General features: G+C 54.3%; 8 protein-coding genes and 2 tRNA genes. All 10 read left to right on the forward strand.

Translation table 11 applies throughout. From position 1 onward, the window contains the following. Window positions 1–6 precede the first annotated feature (6 nt). The 10 genes from Q0796_RS17105 to Q0796_RS17150 all read left to right on the forward strand — a co-directional run bounded on the left by Q0796_RS17105 (window position 7) and on the right by Q0796_RS17150 (window position 7,945). Window positions 7–2,145, forward strand: coding sequence for a prolyl oligopeptidase family serine peptidase (locus Q0796_RS17105; RefSeq protein ID WP_298445410.1), 2,139 nt, complete (start codon window positions 7–9; stop codon window positions 2,143–2,145). A 247-nt stretch (window positions 2,146–2,392) separates the two neighbouring features. Then, the gene (gene ybgC, locus Q0796_RS17110; RefSeq protein WP_298445413.1) at window positions 2,393–2,803 is read left to right on the forward strand and encodes a tol-pal system-associated acyl-CoA thioesterase; all 411 of its coding nucleotides are present in this window, start codon (window positions 2,393–2,395) and stop codon (window positions 2,801–2,803) included. Then, window positions 2,793–3,485: a protein TolQ gene (gene tolQ, locus Q0796_RS17115; RefSeq protein ID WP_298445416.1), complete on the forward strand. Its 693-nt coding sequence runs from the start codon at window positions 2,793–2,795 to the stop codon at window positions 3,483–3,485. Before ybgC ends, tolQ begins: the two co-directional genes overlap by 11 nt. After that, window positions 3,485–3,916, forward strand: a complete 432-nt coding sequence (tolR, locus tag Q0796_RS17120) for a protein TolR (protein WP_298445419.1) — start codon at window positions 3,485–3,487, stop codon at window positions 3,914–3,916. Before tolQ ends, tolR begins: the two co-directional genes overlap by 1 nt. A gap of 14 nt (window positions 3,917–3,930) precedes the next feature. Then, the gene (gene tolA, locus Q0796_RS17125) at window positions 3,931–4,848 is read left to right on the forward strand and encodes a cell envelope integrity protein TolA (RefSeq protein WP_298445422.1); all 918 of its coding nucleotides are present in this window, start codon (window positions 3,931–3,933) and stop codon (window positions 4,846–4,848) included. Between the two features lie 28 nt (window positions 4,849–4,876). Further along, on the forward strand, window positions 4,877–6,202 hold the full coding sequence (gene tolB / locus Q0796_RS17130; protein WP_298445430.1) for a Tol-Pal system beta propeller repeat protein TolB: 1,326 nt from the start codon (window positions 4,877–4,879) through the stop codon (window positions 6,200–6,202). Between the two features lie 32 nt (window positions 6,203–6,234). Continuing rightward, complete coding sequence (gene pal / locus Q0796_RS17135) at window positions 6,235–6,771, forward strand: peptidoglycan-associated lipoprotein Pal (RefSeq protein ID WP_298445424.1); 537 nt, start codon at window positions 6,235–6,237, stop codon at window positions 6,769–6,771. Window positions 6,772–6,786: 15 nt separating this feature from the next. Then, on the forward strand, window positions 6,787–7,536 hold the full coding sequence (gene ybgF / locus Q0796_RS17140; protein ID WP_298445427.1) for a tol-pal system protein YbgF: 750 nt from the start codon (window positions 6,787–6,789) through the stop codon (window positions 7,534–7,536). 180 nt (window positions 7,537–7,716) lie between these two features. After that, window positions 7,717–7,792 (forward strand) — tRNA-Lys (locus Q0796_RS17145). Window positions 7,793–7,869: 77 nt separating this feature from the next. Beyond that, window positions 7,870–7,945: transfer RNA gene (locus Q0796_RS17150), tRNA-Lys, on the forward strand. Window positions 7,946–8,061 lie beyond the last annotated feature (116 nt).

Raw genomic sequence — 8,061 nt, forward strand, 5'->3', positions numbered from 1 at the left:
TCATGGATGAAGATAATCAAAGTGGTGTTGACCTGCGCTACGTTGGCGGCACTGACCGCCTGCCAAACCGCAACCGTCAGCGAGCCGCCATTGCCTGCCGCGCCGAAATCATTGCAACAGCCATTAGTGGAACAACTGCACGGTGTGGCCGTGTCGGATCCATACCGCTACCTCGAAGAGCTTGATGGCGCTAAGACCAAAACCTGGGTTCAGGTCCAGCGTCAGTATGGCGACAACTACTTGGCTTCTATTGCGAACCGCGACGTGGTGGAAAAACGCATTTCACAGCTGTGGGATTACCCCAGCAGCAAAGCACCGATGATCGCAACCGGGCGCGAATTCTATTTCGCGAATAACGGCTTGCAAAGCCAAGATGTGCTTTACATCAAGCGCAGCGCGAACGCCGAGCCGCAAGTGCTGCTGGATCCAAATGGTTTGTCAGCCGATGGCACCATCGCCCTCAGTGACATCGCCATCAGCCCCGATGGCAAAACGTTGGCCTATGGCACCTCGGTATCGGGCTCTGACTGGCAAACGTGGCAGTTTTTGGACATCGACAGCGGCAAGTTACTAACCGATAAGCTCGAATGGCTGAAATTCACCAGCGCAGTTTGGGCCAAAGATGGCAGCGGCGTGTGGTATGCCCGCTACGAGGCCCCGACCACCGGCAACAAGATGGAGCAGGTGAACTACTACCAAAAGCTCTACTTCCACCGTCTTGGTGATGACCAGTCTCAAGACCGCTTGGTGTACGAACGTAAAGATCAAAAAGAGTGGGGCTTTGCCCCAAGCCTGACCCAAAGCGGCAAATACCTGCTGATCTCATCATGGCAGGGTACCGATCCACGGTCGCGGATGTTCATTCAAGACTTAAGTACGTTAAAGGTGTCAGCGCTGATCCCAGAGCTAGAATCCGCCTACAAATACATTGGTGATCGCGATGGCAAACTGCTGTTTTCCACCGATAACCAAGCGCCGAATGGCCGCATTATCGCCATCGATCCAAACAATCCAGAGCCAACCCATTGGCAAGAGGTGCTGGCGGAGGGGCAGTTCCCGATTGCCGAAGTGAAGATGGTGAACAACGCTTTGGTGGTGGTGAGCCTAAAAGACGTGTTGGCGGACATCAATGTGTATGATCTGAACGGTCAACTGCAGCACAACCTGACGTTGCCTGGGGCAGGGCGGGTACGTTCGCTGCAGGGCAAGCGCAGCGAAGGCAGCCTGTTCTTCGAATTTAACAGCTACCTGCAGCCAACCGGCGTGTACCGCTATGATTTTGATGGCGATCAAGTGAAGCCTTACGCCTTGCCCGAAGTGGCCTTTAATCCCGAGGACTTCACCACCGAGCAGGTGTTTTACACCAGCAAGGATGGCACCCGCATTCCGATGCTGATCAGCTACAAAAATGGGCTGCAGAAGAACGGCGCCAACCCAACCCTGCTGTATGCCTACGGCGGCTTTAACATCAGCATTACGCCGCGCTTCTCGCCAGCCAACATTGCGTGGATGGAGATGGGTGGGGTATACGCGGTGCCAAACATTCGTGGCGGCTCTGAGTACGGCGAAGCCTGGCACCAAGCGGCGCTGTTTGAACGCAAGCAAAATGTGTTTGATGATTACTACGCAGCAGCGCAGTACTTGATCGACAACAACTACACCAACTCTTCCAAAATGGGCGCTTATGGGCGTTCTAACGGTGGCTTGCTGATGGGGGCCGCGCTGACTCAGCGTCCGGATCTGTTTGCGGCGGTTCTGCCTGCCGTGGGAGTGCTGGATATGTTGCGTTTCCACAAGTTCACCATCGGTTGGGCATGGGTAGCCGAGTACGGCAGTGCCGATAACCCAGAGCAGTTCGACTTTCTGTATAAGTACTCGCCGTACCACAACGTCAGTAAGCGCGCTTATCCGGCCACCATGGTGATGACCGCCGATCACGACGATCGGGTGGTGCCAAGCCACAGCTTTAAGTTCACTGCGATGCTGCAGCAACAGCAAACGGGCAACGCGCCGGTGATTGCGCGGATTGAAAACAACGCCGGCCATGGAGCTGGCAAGCCTACCGCCATGCGCATTGCCGAGTACCGCGATATCTATGCGTTTTTGATGGCCAGTTTTAACCAGCCATTGCCAACCAAGCTGTGATCTTGTTGCAGTCAAACTGCTGTGGTTGATTACCAACGACAGTAGGCGTGCGACTGAGACCAAATCAAGCGCGCTATTTGCCGGATATTTCTGGGATTTAGCGCGCTTTGTCATTTTTGCTGAAAAAATAATCCGTCGTTGGCCTGTTCGACGCAATTGTGTACAAACTGGCCATCTTCCCCCCCTCCCAGCACTGGCGCAGCTCAGGTATAGTAGTGGGATTGTCTAGCTAACTGGCGGCGCAGTTGTGACCAACCCTGTTTTTCACTGGCCTATTCGCATCTATTACTCTGATACCGATGCCGGTGGCGTGGTTTATCACGCTAACTATTTGAACTTTTTTGAGCACGCACGGACTGAGATGCTAAGAGCTGCGGGGCACGAACAATCCCACGATGGCCAAGCCAGTTGGATGTTTGTGGTGTCAGAGATGACGCTGAAGTTTGCCCGACCGGCCAAACTCAACCAACAATTAACCGTGGTAACCGAAATCTGCACCGCCCGTGGTGCCAGCCTCGACTTTGTGCAAAGTCTGGTGGACGAAGACAACAACCTATATTGCCAAGCCAACGTACAAGTGGTGTGCGTTGATGCCCAAACGTTCCGGCCAACCCGGATCCCGCAACCCATTAAACAGGAGTTAACGCGTGCACACTGAGATCTCTTTTATTGGCCTGTTTTTGCAAGCCAGCGTGCTAGTAAAGCTGGTGATGTTACTGTTGTTAGGCCTCTCTGTGGCAGCGTGGACAGTGATTTTTCAACGGCAAAAGGTGCTGAAAAATGCTCAGTTTGTCGCCAAGCGATTTGAAGACCGATTTTGGTCTGGGGTCGATCTAAACCAGCTGTACAAAGAGCTGTCTGCCCGTGGCGAACGCAACAGTGGCATGGAGCTGATGTTCACCAACGGCTTTCGTGAATACATTCGTTTAAGCAAAAGCGCCACCAGCGCCGATGCGGTCATGGATGGCAGCTATCGCGCCATGCGCGTGGCACTGAGCCGTGAAGTGGATAAGTTAGAGCAAAACCTGCCACTGCTGGCCACCGTGGGTTCCACCAGCCCTTACATCGGCCTGTTTGGTACCGTGTGGGGGATCATGAACTCGTTTATTGCCCTTGGCGAAGTGAAAAACGCCACGCTGACGATGGTGGCGCCGGGCATTGCCGAGGCGCTTATCGCCACGGCGATGGGGTTGTTTGCTGCGATCCCCGCGGTGATCTTCTACAACCGCCTTAGCACCAAGGTCGAGAAGCTGGAAAACAGCTACGCCAACTTTATGGATGAGTTTTCTGCCATCTTGCACCGTCAAGCCCACAGCAGTACTACGGAGCACAGCCGCTGATGCAGTACCAACCGCGCAAACGGCGGCGGAAGGTTGCCGAAATTAATGTGGTGCCCTACATCGACGTCATGCTGGTGCTGCTGATCATCTTCATGGCAACGGCCACCGCGATTACCCAGGGGGTGAATGTTGATCTGCCCCAAGCGGAGGCGGAGCCGATGTCGACCGATTCAAAGCCGCCGCTGGTGGCGTCGGTCACCATCGATGGCAGCTACTTTTTGGATAATGGCTCGGTTGATGAAGACCGACCTTTGATGTTGGACGAACTGCAGCACCTCGTGGCCGCGGAATTACAGATCCACCCAGATCGACCGGTGGTAGTGAATGGCGATCGCCAAGTAGCGTACGACCAAGTGATCCAGCTGATGGTGGCGCTGCAACTGGCTGGCGCTCCTTCGGTTGGCTTAATGACCGAGCCGGGGGATCAATAGCGATGAAAGTCTCAATGACCGGCCCCATTCTGGGCTCTGTGCTGTTGCACGTTGCTGTTGTTGGCCTGCTGATGTTCAGCGTTGATTTTAGCGCGAAGCCACTACCGCAGCCCAATGCAACTGCTGCGCCGATTGTGCAAGCCACCATGGTCGATCAGGCCAAGGTGCAGCAACAGGTCGAACGCATTAAAGCGCAAGAAGCCGCCCAGCGTGCAGCAGAGCAAAAACGGCAGCAAGATTTGGATCGCCAGCTCAAGGAAGCCAAGCGCAAGAATAAGGCTGAGCAAGAACGCCTGAAAAACCTTGAGCAGCAAAAGAAGCAGCGCCAAGCCGAACTGAAAAAAGCCGAAGCCGCCGCCAAGCAAGCCAAATTGAAAAAAGAGGCCGAGCAGAAAAAAGCTCAGCAGGCAGCGAAACAGCGCCAGCAAGAGGAACAAGCGCAGCAAGCGGCAGAGAAAAAGCGCAAGCAAGCGGAAGAGCAAGCCCGGAAAGCCGAAGAGCTGCGGAAGCGCAAAGAGGCCGAACGGAAAGCCGCGGAAGCCGAACGGAAACGCAAGGCTGCAGCGGAAGCCGCCCGTAAAGCCGCGGAAGCGGAGCTGGCCGCGCAGATGGAAGCCGAGCAAACTGAACTTAACCGCGCCCGCCAACAGCAGGTGCTGAGCGAAGTAGATCGCTATGCCATTCTGATCCAGCAAGCGATTAAACGTAACTTACGTTCCGACACCAGCACCATTGGCAAAGAATGCCAAGTTAAGTTGAACTTGGCTCCGGATGGTTTTGTGTTTAATTACAGTGTATTAGGTGGCGATAGTAATTTATGTCGTGCCACCGAAGCGGCCATTAAAGCGGCGGGGAACCTGCCGGTATCGGCGGAAGCCGACGTATACGAACAGATGAAAGAGATTAACTTGCGCATTGCGCTGGAAAAATAAGGACATGATGAGCATTCGAAATCCATTAATGGCCGCAGCATTTGCCCTGTTGGCCGCCTTAACAAGCCCCGCGATGGCGGCGCTCGACATCGTTATTACCGAAGGGGTGAATGCCGCGAGGCCGGTCGCCGTGGTGCCGTTTGTGTACCAAGGCACCTCACCGCTGCCCAGCCAGATAGCGGACGTGGTGAGTTCCGATCTGCGCCGCAGTGGCTCCTTTAGCCCGCTGCCAGTGATGGAGCTACCGCAAGCGGGAGTGGGTCAAGAATCGCAGCTGAACTTGGCGGATTGGATCGCCACCGGCGCCGAAGCCGCGGTGGTGGGCACCATTCGTGAAATTGGCCCAGATCAGTATGAAATTGGTTTTGAGCTGATTGATTTACTGCGAGCCCAAGCCGACAGTGAAAGCAGCACCGGCCCAGTGGTTAACAACAGCCACGTGATAGATAGCCGCCAGACGGTGATCCCGGCCAGTCAATTTCGCCGTTTCGGCCACCGCATCTCCGACATCGTTTATGAAGCCCTAACCGGTAATAAAGGCGCCTTCTTAACCAAAATTGCCTACGTCACCGTTGGTGATGCTGGCAGCAAGAATCGCTATCAACTGCGCGTAGCGGATTACGACGGGTACAACGAGATCATGCTGTTGGGTTCCAACGAGCCGCTGATGTCGCCATCCTGGTCGCCGGATGGTCGTAAGCTGGCCTACGTGTCGTTTGAAAACCGCCGCTCAGAGATCTACGTGCAAGACCTATACAACCGCCAACGCGAGCGCATTACCGCGTTTCCGGGGATCAATGGCTCGCCGAAGTGGTCGCCAGATGGCAAACAGTTGGCGATGACGTTGTCGAAAGACGGCAGCACGGAAATCTACGTGATGGACATGGGCACGCGTGCGTTAAAGCGCGTAACCAACCATTACGCCATTGATACTGAGCCCGCTTGGGCACCAGACAGTAAATCTCTGGTGTTTACCTCGGAACGTGGCGGTCGACCGCAGATCTATCGGGTCGACACCAACAGTGGCCGTGTGAAGCGACTGACCTTTAAAGGTGAATGGAACTTGGGCGGCTCAATCACCCCTGATGGGCGTCATCTGGTGATGGTAAATCGCACCAACGGCAAATTTAACATTGCTCGAATGGAACTGAGCAGTGGCCATATCGATGTGCTGACGGAGACCTACTTGGACGAGTCGCCAAGTGTGGCCCCCAACGGCAGCATGATCATTTATGGCACCAGCCATAATGGCCGCCAAGTGTTGGCGGCGGTGTCAATGGACGGACGATTTAAAGCACGATTACCGATGCAGGTAGGCCATGTTAAGGCTCCTGCTTGGTCGCCGTACTTATAACTTTTAGTAAAACAATAAAGGATTCATTGAAGATGAAACTTAACCAAGTATTGAAGGGAATGCTGATTGTGATCCCTGCGCTGGCTCTGACCGCGTGTAGCTCTACCTCCGGCATTGATGCTGAGTCTGAAACCGTAGTTAACGAAACCGCAACCACCGGTGGCGTAAACGGTCCAGAAGTGGGTGGTATTGAAGCACCAAAGACCCCAGAAGAGATCCAACGCGAGAAATACGCTGAACTGCGCCGCGAGCACATCCTGTACTTCGATTACGACAGCAGCGACATCCGTGCTGAGTTTGCACAGATGCTGGAAGCCCACGCCGCGTTCTTGGTTGAGAACCAGTCTACCCGCGTGATCATTGAAGGCCATGCGGATGAGCGCGGTACCCCTGAGTACAACATCGCGCTGTCTGAGCGTCGTGGTAAAGCGGTACAACGCTACCTGCAAAGCCTCGGCGTGCTGTCTAGCCAGATGGAAGTGGTTCCTTACGGTGAAGAGAAGCTGCTTGATAGCGCAGCGACCGTTGCGGCTCACGCCAAAAACCGTCGTGCCGTTCTGGTTTACTAATCGGAATTCAGCCTAATGAAAAGAGCCGTAATTGCTACGGCACTGCTCAGCTGGGGGGCGCAGTCTATGGCTGCGCCCGTGCCAGTTGTCGAGGTGTCTAATTCCGCTAGCACAGCCGTTGCTAGCACCGATCTTAACAGCCGCGTTAGCCGCTTAGAGCAACTGCTGCGTAGCAACGGTCAATCACAACTGCGATTAGAGCAGATGATTGAACAGATGCAACGGGAGCTAGGGGATCTGCGTGGGGCCAGTGAAACTCAGAACTATCAGATAGAGCAGATGCTGGAACGTCAGCGTCAGTTGTATCAGCAGATAGCTAAGCTGCAGTCGGCGCCGGCATCTGTGGCGGCCACCACTCCAAGCCCAGTAGGCACATCGCCAGCGGCGATGGTGTCGTTATCTGAAGCCGACAGCTACACCCAAGCGTTGAATTTGGCCACGAAAGAGCGCCGCTTTGACGATGCGATCCCAGCCTTTCGTCAGTTCATCGAGCAACATCCGCAGTCCAACTATACTCCCAATGCCTACTACTGGCTGGGGCAGCTGCTGTATAACAAAGGCGAGTTGCAACAAGCGGCAGAGATGTTCGCTAACGTGGCGAATAACTTCCCTAATTCGGGCAAGCGTGCGGACTCCATGCTGAAGCAAGGGCTGATTGCCGAGCGTTTGGGCAACAACTCTGGTGCAAAGGGCTATTTTTCTAAACTAATTGAACAATACCCAGGTAGTAGTGCGGCTAAGCTGGCGCAAAAGCAGATTAAATAAATCCAAGTAAGCGCTTATTTCGGCATGTTTTTTCGGTTTTTTGCTCGTTCCGGCGCTTTTCTGGGCAAGCGGCACGGATAATTCAATTTCCTATTGCAAGCCAAAACGATCTTGGTATTATAGCCGCCCGTCAGCAGGGGAGGCCGCAAACGCTACCGCTGCAGACAGAAAGAATACGATGGGTCGTTAGCTCAGTTGGTAGAGCAGTTGGCTTTTAACCAATTGGTCGAAGGTTCGAATCCTTCACGACCCACCATCTTCATGCTTTTGCTGAGTTTGAGAAAACCAGGCGAAAGCCGCGCGAAACGCGCCGCTCACACGAGCACAAAACATGGGTCGTTAGCTCAGTTGGTAGAGCAGTTGGCTTTTAACCAATTGGTCGAAGGTTCGAATCCTTCACGACCCACCACCTTTATGCTTTTGCTGAGTTTGAGAAAACCAGGCGAAAGCCGCGCGAAACGCGCCGCTCACACGAGCACAAAACATGGGTCGTTAGCTCAGTTGGTAGAGCAGTTGGCTTTTAAC

The sequence above is a fragment of the uncultured Ferrimonas sp. genome (assembly GCF_947489035.1).
Taxonomy (GTDB): Bacteria; Pseudomonadota; Gammaproteobacteria; order Enterobacterales; family Shewanellaceae; genus Ferrimonas.